The organism is Bradyrhizobium sp. A11 (assembly GCF_042077125.1).
Classification (GTDB): domain Bacteria; phylum Pseudomonadota; class Alphaproteobacteria; order Rhizobiales; family Xanthobacteraceae; genus Bradyrhizobium; species Bradyrhizobium japonicum_B.
This window is the reverse complement of sequence record NZ_CP149509.1, coordinates 4,922,233-4,935,775: the sequence shown is the minus strand read 5'-3', so window position 1 is coordinate 4,935,775 and position 13,543 is coordinate 4,922,233. Positions and strand designations below refer to the sequence as shown.

Sequence of the window (13,543 nt, the reverse complement as noted above, 5' to 3'; positions counted from 1 at the left end):
GCGTCAATTCGCCGGAGGGCCCGTGTGATGACAGAGCACCAATTGAGAGAGCAGGAATGCCGGATCGCCCGTTATCGGCGTTTGGAGCGGGAGGTGACCGATCCGCTGGCCGCGTGTCTGCTTCACGGCATCGTCGAGGAGCTCGAAGCCGAGCTGCGCAAGGACAGGCCGGAATGGCACGGGCCGCGTGATTAACGCTTTCTTAGCGCTGATCGTGCGGATGATCGTGGGGGAATGCCAGGGAGACTGCTCCCATGCTGAAGGACGGGACATATGCGGCGTGGTACAAGACGCCGCTCGATCAGGGGACCGGGATCGTCCATGTCGCCGACGGACAGATCTGGGGCCGCGACAGCCTGATGACCTATCACGGCTCCTGTCAGGTCGATGGAGATCGCTTCACCGCCACCGTCTCGACCAAGCGCCACACCGACGGTCGCGCAACGGTGTTCGGCGTGGAAGACGAACTCGTTTTGGACATCGAGGGAAACTGCCCCGGCAAGATCGCCACTTACACCGCGACGGCACAACAAGTGCCGGGAATGATTCTCCAGGGAACGCTCATTCTCACCGAGCCGGCGTCGCCGGCACGTGAAGAGCGAGCCGGGCCGCGCCCGGCGTTCAACCCCGCCAAGTTGCCAAAATTGCCCAAGCGTCCGCGCTGAGCCGGGAAGCACGCGGGCCAGTTGGCCCGGCAACCCTATGTCGGCCCCCGGACCGCGCGATCTCCATCCGGTTTCTCCCAAAGCTTGCTTCTCAAACCGCCCTGGACTCGCCATTGTGCGCCCGCAACAGGATTGGAAGCGGAGAAGCATCAATGTCGGACAAGGTCTCGCGGCGCCGTTTCGCGAAACTCGCGGGGCTGTCCGCGACCGGCCTGACCGGTTCGCTCGATGCAGCCGAAGCGAGACCGGCAGCGCCGCGCGCCGGCTTTCCGGCCGGCTTCGTCTGGGGAACAGCGACCTCGTCCTACCAGGTCGAGGGCGCGGTCAACGAGGACGGGCGAGGGGCCTCGATCTGGGACAAGTTCGTGCGCATCCCCGGCAAGATCGAGGACGGCACCACTGGCGACCGCGCCAATGAGCACTATCACCGCTACAAGGAGGATATCGGGCTCATCAAGAAACTCGGCTGCAAGGCCTACCGCTTCTCGGTGGCCTGGCCGCGGCTGTTTCCGGACGGCGACGGCAAGCCCAACCCGAAAGGGCTCGACTTCTATAACCGGCTCATTGACGAGCTCCTGAAGAACGGCATCGAGCCGTGGCTGACGCTCTATCATTGGGACCTGCCGCAATCGCTTGAGGATCGCTTCGGCGGCTGGCGCTCGACGGACACCTGCAAGATCTTCGGCGACTACGCGGCCTATGTCGCCAAGCATCTGACCGATCGCGTCAAGAACGTCTTCACGCTGAACGAGAGCGGCCGCTTCGTCTATTTCGGCTACGGCATCGGCATCGACGCGCCGGGCTTAAAGCTGCCGCAAGCCGACGTCAACCAGATCAGGCACAACAGTGCACTGGCCCACGGGCTCGCGGTGCAGGCGGTGCGCGCCCACGGCCGCCGCGGCACCAGGGTCGGGCCGGCCGAGAACGTCGATGCCTGCGCGCCCGCGATCGACACGCCGGAAAACGTTCGCGCTGCGGAGATCGCCTTGCGCGAGATGAATGCGGGCTATCTCAACGTCATCATGACGGGCCGCTATACCGACGCCTTCCTGAAATTCGCCGGTGCCGACGCGCCGAAATACACCGATGCGGAGCTGAAGATCATCTCCTCGCCGGTCGATTTCCTCGGCCTCAACATCTACGCGCCGCAGAACTACGTGGTGGCGTCCGATCAGGGCGCCGGCTTCATGCCGCTGCCGATTCCGAAATCGTTTCCGCATATGAACTCGGACTGGCTGCGCGTCGGACCCGAGACGATCTACTGGGTACCGAAGCTCGCGGCAAAGATCTGGAAGACGGATGCGATCTATATCAGCGAGAACGGCGCCTCCGGCGACGACGCCGTGACGCCCGACGGCAAGATCTACGACACCGATCGCATCATGTATCTGCGCAACTATCTCGCCCAGCTCCAGCGCGCCACGGCCGAGGGCGTGCCGGTGCGCGGCTATTTTCTCTGGAGCCTGATGGACAATTTCGAATGGGTGTACGGGCTGAACAAGCGTTTCGGACTTTACCACGTCAATTTCGATACCCAGGTGCGCACGCCGAAACTCAGCGCCAGCTTCTACCGCAACGTGATCGCGAAGAACGCGGCGGGGGCGTAGCGGCGGTCTAGGTCTCTTTGCCTCTTCCCCGCGTGCGGGGAGAGGCCGGAATTTGCGACAGCAAATTCCGGGTGAGGGGGACTCGCCGCGAGTCCGTCTGCCACCGAGTTTGCGGAAGCTCCCCCTCACCCAGATTTTCCGCTGCGCGTAAAATCCGGCCTCTCCCCGCACGCGGGGAGAGGCGAAGAAGCCCGTCCAGATTGACTCTCCTCTCCCCGTTATCCAAAACCGTCCTCAACGCTCAAAACAAAGAGGACATGCCCATGACCGACGCACTCATCATCGATGCCTGCCGGACCCCGCGCGGCGTCGGCAAGGCCGGCAAGGGGGCACTCTCGGGCATTCATCCGCAGCAACTGGGCGCAACCGTTCTGCGCGCGCTCGCCGACCGGACCGGCATCGATACCGCCGACGTCGACGACATCGTCTGGGGCTGCAGCGCGCAGGTCGCAACGCAAAGCGGCGATCTCGGCCGGATGTCGGCGCTCGATGCGGGCTACGACGTGCGCGCCAGCGCCGTGACGCTCGACCGCTTCTGCGGAAGCGGCATCACCAGCGTCAACATGGCCGCATCCTCGATCATGGCCGGCGCGGAAGACCTCGTCATCGCCGGCGGCTGCGAGATGATGTCGATGGAGGGCCGGCGCGGCAGTGGCCCGATGATGATGGACAACGGCAATCTGCGGCTGCGCGCGCGGCATCCGCAGTCGCATCAGGGCGTCTGCGCGGATGCGATCGCGACGCTGGAAGGCATTACCCGAGGGGATGTCGACGCGCTCGGGCTGGAGAGTCAGAAACGGGCCGCGCACGCGATCGCGAACGGCTACTTCAAGAAGAGCCTCGTGCCTGTTCACCGCGAGGACGGCAGCCTTGCACTCGACCACGAGGAATATCCGCGGCCGCAGACCACGATGGAGGGGCTGAGCAGCCTGAAGCCGGCATTCCCGGCGATCGCCGACTATGCGCTCGACGACAAGGGCACGACCTATCGCGGACTGATCCTGCAGGAATATCCTGATCTCGAGATCGACTTCGTGCACCATGCCGGCAACTCGTCCGGCGTCGTCGACGGCGCAGCGGCGATCCTCCTGGCATCGCCCGCTTACGCCAAGGCGCACGGCCTTAAAGCCCGCGCCCGCGTGGTGGCGATGGCGAATATGGGGGATTCGCCGACCCTGATGCTCAACGCGCCGGTGCCGGCCACGCGCAAGGTGCTGGCGAAGGCGGGCTTGACCGTCGACGACATCGACCTGTTCGAGATCAACGAGGCGTTCGCGGTGGTGGCGGAAAAATACATCCGCGACCTCGAGCTCGATCGTGCCAAGGTCAACGTCAATGGCGGCTCGATCGCGCTCGGTCATCCCATCGGCGCCACCGGCTCGATCCTGATCGGCACCGTGCTCGACGAGCTCGAACGGCGCGATCTCAAGCGCGGTCTCGTCACCATGTGCGCCGCCGGCGGCATGGCGCCCGCCATCATCATCGAGCGCGTCTAGCCGATCGCCCGTCACTTTCTCCCTGCTTTTACGGGGAGGAAGACCGGCGATATCGATCCAGCCCTTATTTTTCAGGGTGAATCGCGCGCTTCCCGTCAGAAAGAGGCCGGTCGTCGCTTGTCGAAAGCGGCGAATCAGTTCTAGCAAGATGTCGTGCGGGCCTTTGAAACAAGGCAAAATCCGCTGCTCAAGGCTTCTTCCGTACTGGAAGTGGCTAAAATGCAGGGTTTTTTGTCACATGGGGCCAAAAAAGCCCGTAAAACCGCGACAAAACTGTGCAGAAGGCTATAGGCCTTCGCCGGTTGGTCTAATATGCAGCCGTCACGAATCAGAGGAGACACGATGGCCACCCAAATGTCCAAATCGCAGTTGATCGAAAAGATTGCGACCGCCACAGAGCTTTCCAAGCGCGACGTCAAGAACGTCATGGAGACGCTGACCGATGTCGGTCACAAGGAGCTCAAGAAGAACGGCCTGTTCCTGGTGCCGGGCTTCGCCAAGTTCGTCGTGATCAAGAAGCCGGCGACCAAGGCACGCAAGGGCACCAACCCGTTCACGGGCGAAGAGATGATGTTCAAGGCCAAGCCGGCCCGCAAGATCGTCCGCGCCCGTCCGGTCAAGGCGGCCAAGGACGCCGTGGGCTAACGACGCAAGGCCCCCTCGGATAAGGGGGCCTTTTGTTTGGGGCAGCCGCGAGGACTTGAGACGGAGGGCTCAACCCTTGCGGCGCTTCACCCTGACCGGAACGGGTTGACGCTGCGGCCCCGGCGCCGCCAGCGCATCGCGAAGCCGGTCGATCGCGCGATCGAGCATTTGGCGCAGCCGCTGCGTCTTCCGCGACCCCTTCGCTTGCTCCAGCAATTTCTTCATCGCCTCACTCCGCCGCTTCGACTTTTGCGTTGACCTGAGCCCCGACCGGCTCGAGCGCTGCGGCGATGGCTTCGTCGACGTGCTCCAGCCAGATGAATTCGAGGTTGTCCCGCGCGCTCTTTGGGATGTCGTCAAAGTCCCGCTTGTTGCGCGCCGGCAGCATTACCCGCTTCAGGCCGGCGGCCGCGGCTGCGACCACCTTCTCCTTGATGCCGCCCACCGGCAGCACCAGGCCCCGCAGCGAGATCTCGCCGGTCATGGCGGTGTCGCTGCGCACGGTGCGGTTGGTGAGCAGGGACGTCAGCGCCGTGAACATCGCAACGCCCGCGCTCGGTCCGTCCTTCGGGGTTGCTCCCGCCGGGACGTGAACGTGGATGTCGCTCTTCTCGAACGCTTGCGGATCGATGCCGAGCTGCGAGGCGCGGCTCTTCACCAGCGTCATCGCAGCCTGCACGCTCTCGCGCATGACGTCGCCGAGCTGACCGGTCAGGATCATGCCGCCCTTGCCGGGCACCTTTGATGCCTCGATGAACAGGATGTCGCCGCCGACCGGCGTCCAGGCAAGGCCGGTGGCCACGCCCGGAATGCTGGTTCGCTGGGCGATCTCGCCTTCGAACCGCGGCTGGCCGAGCACGGTGACGATGTCCTTCGCCGCGATCACGACCTTCGCGGCCGTGCCTTCGGCGACCTGCACCGCGGCGTGCCGGAACAGCTTGCCGATCTCGCGCTCGAGGTTACGCACGCCGGCCTCGCGGGTGTAGCCCTTGACCACCAGCTTCAGCGCCTCGGGCTCGATCTCGGCCTGCTCGGCCGAAAGGCCGTTGGCCTCCAGCTGCCGCCGCACCAGATAGCGCCGCGCGATCTCCAGCTTCTCGTCCTCGGTGTAACCGGCGAGGCTGATCAGCTCCATGCGGTCCAGCAGCGGGCCCGGGATCTGGTCCAGCATGTTGGCGGTCGCGATGAACACCACGCGCGACAGGTCGAACGGCACGCCCAGGTAATTGTCCCGGAACGTCCCGTTCTGCTCGGGGTCGAGCACCTCCAGCATGGCGGCCGAGGGATCGCCCTGCACGCCACGGCCCATCTTGTCGATCTCGTCCAGCATCATGACGCAGTTCCGCGCGCCGGCCTTCTTGATGCCCTGGATGATGTTGCCCGGCAGCGCACCGATATAGGTGCGCCGGTGGCCGCGGATCTCGGCCTCGTCGTGCACGCCGCCCAGGCTGACGCGCACGAAGGGACGGTCCATCGCGCGGGCGATGGATTGGCCGAGCGAGGTCTTGCCGACGCCGGGCGGACCGACGAAGCACAGGATCGGCGCCTTGCCCTGCGGGGCGAGCTTGCGGACCGCCAGATATTCGATGATCCGGCCCTTGATCTTCTCCAGGCCGAAATGGTCGGCGTCGAGGATGGCCCGCGCCTCCTTGATGTCGATCGGCTTCTCCGCGGGCAGCGCCCAGGGCAGCTCGATCAGCCAGTCGAGATAGGTGCGGACCATGCCGGCTTCGCCGGCGGCCTCCGGCATGCGCTCGTAGCGGCGCAGCTCCTTCTTGGCGTGCGCGTCGGCCTCGGGCGGCATGTTGGCCTTGGCGATGGCAGCCGTCAGCTCGGCGACCTCGGCCGCCTTGCCGTCGCCTTCACCGAGCTGGCGCTGGATGGTGGCCATCTGCTCGCGCAGGATCGCCTCGCGCTGCCGCTCGTCGAAGGAGGCCTTGGTCTTCTGGCCGATTTCGTTGGAGATGCGCAGCACCTCCAACCGCTCGGCCAGGTGCTTGGACACTCTCTCGACGCGCAAGACGAGGTCGATGGTCTCCAGCACCTCCTGCTTGTCCTGCGGCTTGATGTCCATGAACGAGGTCGCCAGGTCCGCCAGCGCGCCCGGCTCACTGGTGCCCTGGAACATCGCGGCCAGCTCGGGCGGCGCCTGCGGCAGCAGCTCGATGGCCTCGATCGCCTGCCGCTGCAGGTTCAGGGCGCGGGCCTCGATCTCGGGCGAAGTCGTGGTCGGCTCGGGAATCTGCTGGAAGCGCGCCACGGGAAACGGCGTCCCCGGCAGGAAGTCGAGCAGGCGTGCGCGCTGCACGCCCTGGCAGACGATGTGGTGGGTGCCGTCGGGCGCAGTGATGTAGCGCACGATATTGGCGATGGTCGCGACCCGGTAGAGATCGTCCGGCCCCGGCGCGTCGGTCTCGGGGCTGCGTTGCAGGACGATGCCGACAGGCCGCTGCTCGCGCAGCGCCTGCTGGGCGGCGGCGATTGACTTCGCCCGGCCGATCGTGATCGGCGCGATGGCGCCGGGGAATAGCACCATCTCGCGCACGGGGATGATGATCAGCGCGTCGTCGGGGATCTTCGCGTCGTTATTGGTCTGTTCGTTGTTCATCTGTTCGGTGGCCATGATCGACCTCAGGATTTGGCGAGGCGCAGTGCGACGCAGCCATCCATCACGAAACGGCTGATGGCGTAGCGGCCGATGGGCAATGCAATACGGCGCTCAAAACGCCCCTGCGGCAGCTCGAGCCGGTGGATGCGGGCGTTGCGGAGCTCCGGCGGCAGGGTGCGCTGCCCGGAGATGACCAGCACGCCGTCATGAATGACCGTCTCGACATTGTCCGGATTGACGCCCGGGAGCGCCACCAGGATCAGGAGCTCGTGCTCGGTTTCCAGCACGTCGATCGGCGGCTCCCAGCAGGCTTCCTGGCGGCCGAACTGCTGGCGCAGCCGGTCGGCGCGGGTCAGCGAATCCAGGGCTTCGGACAGCATCCAGTCGAGGGGATTTTTGGGTTGCATGTGGAAGGCTCAGGGGTGGGAAAGCCTGCATATGGGGCCGGTTCCGGGAAAATCCAGTGCGCCGGCGCCGGCGTGCCATGCGCTGTCGTGCAAGCCAAAAACAAACGCCGCGGCTGGGCCGCGGCGTTCCGTCGTCGACAGCGGCGCGGGTCAGGCCGCGGCGCGGTATTCTTCCTCCGCTTCGAGGTTGATCACGGACGTCGCGAGCTCCGTCAGTGTGTGATCAGTCGCCTCTTCTTCGTCCAGCGTCGCCTGAAGCAGCCTTGCCGCGTCCTGCATGCCGAGTTCCTCGGCCCAGGTCCGCAAGGTGCCGTAGCGGGAGATCTCGTAGTGCTCGACCGCCTGGGCGGCCGCGAGCAGTCCCGCATCGAGCGCCGGTGCGCCCTTGAAGTCCTTCATGATCTCGGCGCCCTCGTCGGTGATGCCGTTGATGGCCTCGCAGGGCTTGCCGCGTGCCGGCTTGCCCAGCATCTTGAAGATCTGGTCGAGCCGCTTGACCTGGCCCTGGGTCTCGCGCAGGTGCTTGTTGAAGGCCGCGGCCAGCTCTTTCGATTGTGCTGCCTTCGCCATCTTGGGCAACGTCTTGATGATCTTGTTCTCGGCGAAATAGATGTCCTTCAGCGTCTCCAGAAACAGGTCGCTGAGCATCTTCGGTGCCTGACGCGGCCGGCGCGCCGCGGTCTTCCTGGTCGTACGTTTCTTTGCTTGCTTAGCCATAGGTCCTCCTCACGAGGTGACACGGGAAGGCCTCGCCCTCCTCAATCCTCAGGCGATCAAAGCCGCTTCATTAACGAAAGTTCCAATCTGCAACCGGTCGACGCTCAGGTCGGGCGCTTATACGGATCTTCCTGGCGTTGCCGCGCCTCGGTGTTGCGATCGAGCTGCGCCCGCTCGCCGCGCCTGAGGTGGCCGGCCTTCATCACGCCATAGACGAGGATCCCGCCGAGCACGAATGCTCCGATGAACCAGAGCCAGAGCAGGTTGGCCGAGAGCTGGCCGAGCAGCATTCCGATTCCACTGTCGCTCATCGATCGTCTCCAGTGATTTTGCAAAACGGTCTTGCCGGGCTAAGTCAGTCCGCCCGCCATCGTTCCAGCGTTCCGGGAGCCCGGCGAGACATGCTCGGCTTTGCGCCCACCGCTAATCGCGGCTTGGATTTTGGTGGTGATTGCGCTGCTCGGAAACCGACTGCTGCACCGGCTCGGGGATCGCATCCCGTCCTCCAGATTGCCGGCGAGCTGCTGCTGTTCGGCGCGTCCTATCAGGTGATCTTTCCGCGATCGCACGCCCTCTCGGACCCACCGGAAATGCCGTGCTCTTGCGCGTCCCCGGCATGCTGCTCGCGGCCTATTCGGGCAGTTCGTGATCAACGGGGTTGCGGCCCTCCAGGACGGGCCGGCCATGGCGTCGCGATAGCGGTGAATCCATTGATTTTGCCGTCCATTTCCTGGTTTTGACACCCGATCCGGGCCGCTTTCGCTTGCACTGCCATATTGCTTTGACGTACTTCCGGTCCAACAAGACCATCGTCGGGAAATCGGGATGTCGATGACAACGGACGAGCTCGCCAAGCGACAGGCCATCATCGACGCTTGCCGGCGCATGAATGCGCTCGGCATCAACCAGGGCACCTCGGGTAATATCTCTGTCCGCCATGTGGACGGGCTTCTGGTCACGCCGACCAGCGTGCCCTATGAGGCCATGACGCCCGAGCAGATCGTGTTCATGACCATGGACGGCGCACACGGGCCCGACCAGAAGCCGTCGAGCGAATGGCGGTTTCATCGCGACATCCTGAAGTCGCGGCCCGAGATCAACGCCGTCGTGCACGCCCATCCGACCTATTGCACCATCCTGGCGATCATGGGCATGGAGATTCCGCCGGTGCACTACATGATCGCGGCGGCCGGCGGCGACAGCATCCGCTGCGCGCCCTATGCGACGTTCGGAACGGCGGAGCTGTCCGAACATGCGGTGCGGGCGCTGGAGGGCCGGCTTGCCTGCCTGCTCGACCACCACGGCATGATCGCGATCGGCAAGACGCTGGACAAGGCGATGTGGCTCGCCGTCGAGGTCGAGACGCTGGCGCGGCAATATCACGGCTGCCTCCAGATCGGACGACCGCCGCTGCTCCCCAGCGCCGAGATCGAGCGGGTCCGCCAGCGCATGGCCGGCTACGGCCTGTCGGAAGGGTAGGGCAGGCAGAGGGTGTTCGTACGGATCAGGCATCTCTTCGATCGCAAGGGGACGAACCGCACCATGGTTCGGCTGCGCGCCCTCTTGCGCAGCAACGAGTTCTACCTGATCCCGCTCGCGCTGGTGATCGGCACGCTCGCGGGTTCGGTCGTGACGCTGATGGCCCACATCGCCCAGATCGCGCATGTGGTGATCTACGGCATCCCCATCGATGTCCACCTGTCGGCTCACGCGAGCGTCAGTCCGTGGGCGGCACTGATTGCGCCTGCGCTCGGTGGGCTGTTGCTCGGAATCATGGAATGGTCGCGGCGGCGCATGAAGATATCGAACGCGGTCGACCCGATCGAGGCGAACGCGCTGCGCGGCGGCAATCTCTCGATGCGCGACAGCGTGGTGGTGTCGAGCCAGACGCTGATCTCAAACGGCTGTGGTGCCTCGGTCGGCCTCGAGGCGGGCTACACCCAGATCGGCTCTGGAATTGCTTCGCTGCTCGGCAAGTTCTTCAATCTTCGCCGCAACGATCTCCGCCTGATGGTCGGTTGCGGCGCTGCCGCCGCGATCGCGGCGGCGTTCGGCGCGCCGATCACCGGCGCTTTCTACGCCTGCGAGCTGATCGTCGGCGTCTATTCGGTCGGCAGCGCGGCACCGATCCTGGCCGCCTCGCTTGCCGGCGCGTTGACTGCGCAATGGCTCGGCGGCGCGCCGTATTCGCTGGAGATACCCAAGGTCAGCGCGGTCGGCGTCGAGCAATATCTGGCACTGATCGGGCTTGCGCTCATCACCAGCGGCGTCGGCATCGCCGTGATGCGCTCCTCGCCGATGTTCGAGCGCCTGTTCGCCTGGCTGCCGGTCTGGCTGCGCCCGGTGTTCGGCGGCCTGATCGTCGGGGGTTTTGCGATCATCACGCCGCAGGTGCTGGCGGCCGGCCATGGCGCCATGGTGCTCGACCTCTTTCACGACATGACGATCGGCCTGATCGCGCTGATCATCGCCTTGAAGGTGACGGCGTGCCTGATCTCGCTCGCCTCGGGCTTCCGCGGCGGCCTGTTCTTCGCATCGCTATTCGTCGGCAGCCTGATCGGCAAGTTCTTTGCCGCGGTGCTGCTTCTGATCAGCCCGAACTTCGCGATCGATCCACTGGTCGCGATGCTGACGGGCATGGCGACGCTCGGCGTCGCCATCGTCGGCGGCCCGCTCACCATGTCGTTCCTCGTGCTTGAGATGACCCGCAACGTCGACGTCACCGCCGTGGTGCTGGCCGGCTGCATCGTCACCTCGATCTGCGTCCGGTTCATGTTCGGCCATTCCTTTTCGACCTGGCGCCTGCATCTGCGCGGCGAGACCATCCGCAGCGCCAACGACGTCGGCTGGCTGCGCAACCTCACCGTCGAGCGGCTGATGCGCTCCGACGTCGGCAAGGTGCCCTCGACCACGACGATCGCCGCCGTCCGCCGCGAGTTCGCGCTGGGCTCGCGGCCGGGAATCGTGATCGTCAACAACGCGGACGAATATGTCGGGCTGGTCATGCTGCCCGACTTGTTCTCCAATGATCTCGACAGCATCGCCGACGACATCCAGGTGGTCGAGCTCGCCCGCCTGATCGACATCGTGCTGATCCCGGAAATGAACGTGAAGTCGGCGATGGCTGTGTTCGACGAGGCCGAGGCCGAGATGCTGGCGGTGGTCGATTCCACCGACAGCCGCAAGGTGATCGGCTTTCTCACCGAAACCTTCGCCCGCCGTCGCTATGTCGAGGAGATCGACAAGGCGACGCGCGGCGTGCTGGGGGCGTTGTCGTAAGTGCGCCTATTGGCGGGATGGGGCTGCAACGAGGCAGGTCACGATCCGCCGCACCAGTGGAAGCACCACGAGCAGGGTTGGAAAGGCGACCAGCCAGGATAGCGCCCAGGCGCCGGGCCAGGTCGCGAGGAACGCCGGCGTCGCGCCGAGGCTCCGGAGCGTCGAAATGACCGACACCACCGCCGTCATGAGGATGGACAGCACGAACGGCATCACGATCGGCGCATAGCGCGCCGGCAGTTTGCGAACCGCAATCATCTGATTTCTCTTATGGAAAGACGCGTCGATCACGTTGAACCCTGGAAATGGCATCGATCCCGACGACGTCGGTTGATGCGTTGGTTCACGTCAAACGCTTACGGCGACCGCAAAACGGCGCGGCTGTTCATTATTCGCTCAGGTTGGAGGGTGCAAGCTGCGATTTGGCCGTTCGTTTACAATCGTTCAAAGCGTGGCGGATTGCCGCGATCAGGAAACCATTTCAGTGGTTTGCGCATTTGACGTGGTTTGCATATCTTTACGCAAGAACCTAGGAGGTCAAAATGACTGCTAGACCGATGATTTCTGCCGGCCGCAACCTGGCGCTGGCCGCGTTCGCAAGCCTGGCAATGGTCGCAACCTCCGTGTCGCCCTCGGCCGCGGCGTCCCCCGGGGCGGTCGAGGCGTTGTCCGCAAAACCCGTCACGGCAGGGCAGGGGTCGTCCGAGGTCACTGATTTCAGCGCAGCCCGGCGTCGCCACTACTATCGACGCGGACCCAACGCTGCCGGTCTGGCCTTCATGGGCTTGGCTGCGGGGGTGATCGGTGGTGCGATCGCCGAGAGCCGGCGCCGCGAATATTACGAGAACCGCTATTATTACGGCCCGCGTCCCTACTATGGTGCTCCCGGCTATTACGGCGGTCACGGCTATTACGGCGGCGGTGGCGGTCAATTCTATTACGATCCGGGCTACTAGGGATCGTATCGAGCGATCGTTTTCGACGCTGCCCGGATTGGGTTGCACGAAAGAGGGCGGTGCTTTGTGCCGCCCTTTTGAGATGCGCCGCCGTGCCTGTGTCGCCCCATTGTCAATCCGCCTCGGCAAAAATATTCCACTTTACCGAAATTCGGTTTTGACGTATGTGTCGCCCATCCCGGCTCATCCAGGAGGGGCGATCTCGAGGTCGTCTTGATCGCGAGCCGGGCTTGCGGTGGACGCGGCAGCGTCGGCACGAGAGGTGCGGGCAGGGCGGGTAGTCCCTGTGAGCCCGTGGCCGCGTGCAGACGAACGGCGCTGTCAGGCTTCGTCTCGCCTGTAAGTTTCCGGCTTTGTCGACAGGGCTGGGAATACTGCGGCGACATGGCGGGCCGTGCGTACGGCAAAACCGTGTGGTCCTGGCCGTCGTTGCTACGGTCAAGCTTCCGCGGAGGTGCGAGCGAGCCCAACCGGGCAGACTGCATCATTCAATTCGCGGGGCGAGGGAGGCCAGAGGGAAAGTTCGGCTCCCGGGAGAGCACGGCATAAGCCGTCCGACCATCGCGCAGGGAAGGCCGAGTGATCGGCACCACCTGTATGCTGCTGTGCGGTTCTTCTGCGTGTGCATTTTCGCGCAGCGGACCGCGGGTGCGTTGTCAGCACCCGGCCTTCCCTGTGCCCTCTTGGCTTTCCGAGGCGCGAAGACGCAAGCAAAGCTCGGGCGAAACAAGCCGCGAGGCTGATGAGGCATGTCTGCGATTTGAGCTGCGAGCACAAACTCCGATCTCGTAGGGTGGGCAAAGCGCAGCGTGCCCACGCGTCTATCGCCGCATCGGACAGATCGTGGGCACGGCGCTATGCGCCTTTGCCCACCCTACGACACTGGGTCCCGGCTCTGCGCCGCAACGCTCGCGCGTTGCGACTTGTCCGGGACACGAAAGCGAGTGGCGATGACGCGGTGCGCCCGCCGGCCCGGCCCGTGCCGGCTAAATATTCGGCATCATGCCCGCTGGCGCCGATGGACTTGCCTCTCCCAATCCGGTTCAATGGAATCCATTGCGGCAATCACCGCGGCGAAGGAGACGCCGCGGCCTGCGCCGAGCCGGAACCGGCGCCGCGGCGGCGCGCCATGTTCGGCTGGTCCGGGGACCGCGGGTGATGCG

13 protein-coding genes are annotated in these 13,543 nt (G+C 64.8%); 7 read left to right on the top strand and 6 right to left on the bottom strand.

Going from position 1 to position 13,543, the window contains the following annotated elements:
- Positions 1-254: 254 nt before the first annotated feature.
- The 4 genes from WI560_RS23270 to WI560_RS23255 all read left to right on the top strand — a co-directional run bounded on the left by WI560_RS23270 (position 255) and on the right by WI560_RS23255 (position 4,413).
- Positions 255-665 (top strand): hypothetical protein, encoded by a 411-nt coding sequence (locus WI560_RS23270; protein ID WP_375305027.1) that lies wholly within the window; start codon positions 255-257, stop codon positions 663-665.
- Between the two features lie 152 nt (positions 666-817).
- Positions 818-2,272: a GH1 family beta-glucosidase gene (locus WI560_RS23265; protein WP_375305026.1), complete on the top strand. Its 1,455-nt coding sequence runs from the start codon at positions 818-820 to the stop codon at positions 2,270-2,272.
- Positions 2,273-2,535: 263 nt separating this feature from the next.
- Positions 2,536-3,768, top strand: coding sequence for an acetyl-CoA C-acetyltransferase (locus WI560_RS23260; RefSeq protein WP_375305025.1), 1,233 nt, complete (start codon positions 2,536-2,538; stop codon positions 3,766-3,768).
- Positions 3,769-4,110: 342 nt separating this feature from the next.
- Entirely contained in the window at positions 4,111-4,413 is a 303-nt protein-coding gene (locus tag WI560_RS23255; protein ID WP_025037698.1) for an HU family DNA-binding protein, read from the top strand.
- 69 nt (positions 4,414-4,482) lie between these two features.
- Here the strand turns inward: WI560_RS23255 and WI560_RS23250 are convergent, their stop codons facing one another.
- The 5 genes from WI560_RS23250 to WI560_RS23230 form a co-directional block, all read right to left on the bottom strand.
- Positions 4,483-4,638: a hypothetical protein gene (locus WI560_RS23250; RefSeq protein ID WP_375305024.1), complete on the bottom strand. Its 156-nt coding sequence runs from the start codon at positions 4,636-4,638 to the stop codon at positions 4,483-4,485.
- Positions 4,639-4,642: 4 nt separating this feature from the next.
- The gene (lon, locus tag WI560_RS23245) at positions 4,643-7,036 is read right to left on the bottom strand and encodes an endopeptidase La (RefSeq protein WP_375305023.1); all 2,394 of its coding nucleotides are present in this window, start codon (positions 7,034-7,036) and stop codon (positions 4,643-4,645) included.
- An 8-nt stretch (positions 7,037-7,044) separates the two neighbouring features.
- Positions 7,045-7,428, bottom strand: a complete 384-nt coding sequence (locus tag WI560_RS23240; RefSeq protein WP_028137762.1) for an Hsp20/alpha crystallin family protein — start codon at positions 7,426-7,428, stop codon at positions 7,045-7,047.
- Positions 7,429-7,578: 150 nt separating this feature from the next.
- Positions 7,579-8,145, bottom strand: coding sequence for a ferritin-like domain-containing protein (locus WI560_RS23235; protein WP_028137761.1), 567 nt, complete (start codon positions 8,143-8,145; stop codon positions 7,579-7,581).
- Positions 8,146-8,249: 104 nt separating this feature from the next.
- A complete protein-coding gene (locus WI560_RS23230; protein ID WP_257175776.1) occupies positions 8,250-8,456 on the bottom strand; it encodes a hypothetical protein in 207 nt (68 codons plus the stop codon).
- Between the two features lie 514 nt (positions 8,457-8,970).
- Here WI560_RS23230 and WI560_RS23225 point away from each other — a divergent pair.
- Together WI560_RS23225 and WI560_RS23220 are read left to right on the top strand one after the other, a co-directional pair.
- Positions 8,971-9,624: an L-fuculose-phosphate aldolase gene (locus tag WI560_RS23225; protein WP_375305022.1), complete on the top strand. Its 654-nt coding sequence runs from the start codon at positions 8,971-8,973 to the stop codon at positions 9,622-9,624.
- 12 nt (positions 9,625-9,636) lie between these two features.
- Entirely contained in the window at positions 9,637-11,424 is a 1,788-nt protein-coding gene (locus WI560_RS23220; RefSeq protein ID WP_375305021.1) for a chloride channel protein, read from the top strand.
- Between the two features lie 6 nt (positions 11,425-11,430).
- Here WI560_RS23220 and WI560_RS23215 read toward each other — a convergent pair whose 3' ends face one another.
- A complete protein-coding gene (locus WI560_RS23215) occupies positions 11,431-11,682 on the bottom strand; it encodes a DUF2798 domain-containing protein (protein WP_375305020.1) in 252 nt (83 codons plus the stop codon).
- 284 nt (positions 11,683-11,966) lie between these two features.
- Between WI560_RS23215 and WI560_RS23210 the strand changes: the two genes are divergently transcribed.
- A complete protein-coding gene (locus tag WI560_RS23210) occupies positions 11,967-12,380 on the top strand; it encodes a hypothetical protein (RefSeq protein WP_375305019.1) in 414 nt (137 codons plus the stop codon).
- Positions 12,381-13,543 lie beyond the last annotated feature (1,163 nt).

Coding starts and splice junctions, on each gene's coding strand:
- WI560_RS23255 (WP_025037698.1), top strand. CDS start 4,111: ATGGCCACCCAAATGTCCAAATCGCAGTTGATCGAAAAGATTGCGACC.
- WI560_RS23260 (WP_375305025.1), top strand. CDS start 2,536: ATGACCGACGCACTCATCATCGATGCCTGCCGGACCCCGCGCGGCGTC.
- WI560_RS23225 (WP_375305022.1), top strand. CDS start 8,971: ATGTCGATGACAACGGACGAGCTCGCCAAGCGACAGGCCATCATCGAC.
- WI560_RS23235 (WP_028137761.1), bottom strand. CDS start 8,145: ATGGCTAAGCAAGCAAAGAAACGTACGACCAGGAAGACCGCGGCGCGC.
- WI560_RS23265 (WP_375305026.1), top strand. CDS start 818: ATGTCGGACAAGGTCTCGCGGCGCCGTTTCGCGAAACTCGCGGGGCTG.
- WI560_RS23270 (WP_375305027.1), top strand. CDS start 255: ATGCTGAAGGACGGGACATATGCGGCGTGGTACAAGACGCCGCTCGAT.
- WI560_RS23215 (WP_375305020.1), bottom strand. CDS start 11,682: ATGATTGCGGTTCGCAAACTGCCGGCGCGCTATGCGCCGATCGTGATG.
- WI560_RS23230 (WP_257175776.1), bottom strand. CDS start 8,456: ATGAGCGACAGTGGAATCGGAATGCTGCTCGGCCAGCTCTCGGCCAAC.
- WI560_RS23250 (WP_375305024.1), bottom strand. CDS start 4,638: ATGAAGAAATTGCTGGAGCAAGCGAAGGGGTCGCGGAAGACGCAGCGG.
- WI560_RS23210 (WP_375305019.1), top strand. CDS start 11,967: ATGACTGCTAGACCGATGATTTCTGCCGGCCGCAACCTGGCGCTGGCC.
- lon (WP_375305023.1), bottom strand. CDS start 7,036: ATGGCCACCGAACAGATGAACAACGAACAGACCAATAACGACGCGAAG.
- WI560_RS23240 (WP_028137762.1), bottom strand. CDS start 7,428: ATGCAACCCAAAAATCCCCTCGACTGGATGCTGTCCGAAGCCCTGGAT.